We start from the raw sequence: 520 nt of genomic DNA, 5'->3' as shown, positions 1-520 counted from the left end.
ACTCTACCAGCGCCACCCTTTCCCCTAGGTTTTTTTCCTCCCTTTGGTTCATCTCTGTTTGGTGGTTCCTTGACAGTTGCCTCTTTTTTAATATCCTCTCTTTTTTCCCTTTCTTCAGCTTCTCTTTTTTTGTGATATTCATCTGCATCCCAGTATTCAGGAGCTACATATTTAGAATCACTTATAAATTTGTTTCGAGTATCTAATTCCCTCCCGTATGGGTCTCCAGTCCAACCTCGAAACGGGTCTCCTAGTTTACCGGGGTCATCGTTTAATCTAAAGGGAGCTGTGTCATATCTAACTCCCGAGCGAGGTCTAACCTTTGGTTTGTCTCTAATCGTCCGTCTGTCTCTAACCATATTAACGTTTTGTACTAAGTTTAATAGTATTATATGATAGTATAATTATGTTACTAAATCCATTAAATAAGGGAAATCATGAGAGGTGTTAAAAATATCGCGGCTCATATAAACGCTGCTAACTGGAGTAACGCCATAGAGTTATTTAACGGGACTATTTT

The 520-nt window shown here is 39.0% G+C and carries 1 pseudogene; it reads right to left on the bottom strand.

From position 1 onward, the window contains the following. Nucleotides 1-359: pseudogene (locus tag P5674_RS25805) on the bottom strand (hypothetical protein); the annotation flags it as partial. Nucleotides 360-520: the final 161 nt, after the last annotated feature.

Origin of the sequence: Limnospira sp. PMC 289.06, assembly GCF_032350395.1 — a bacterium.
GTDB classification, from domain to species: Bacteria; Cyanobacteriota; Cyanobacteriia; order Cyanobacteriales; family Microcoleaceae; genus Limnospira; species Limnospira platensis.
The sequence above is the reverse complement of the archived record's forward strand: the minus strand, read 5'-3'. Positions and strand labels throughout refer to the sequence as shown.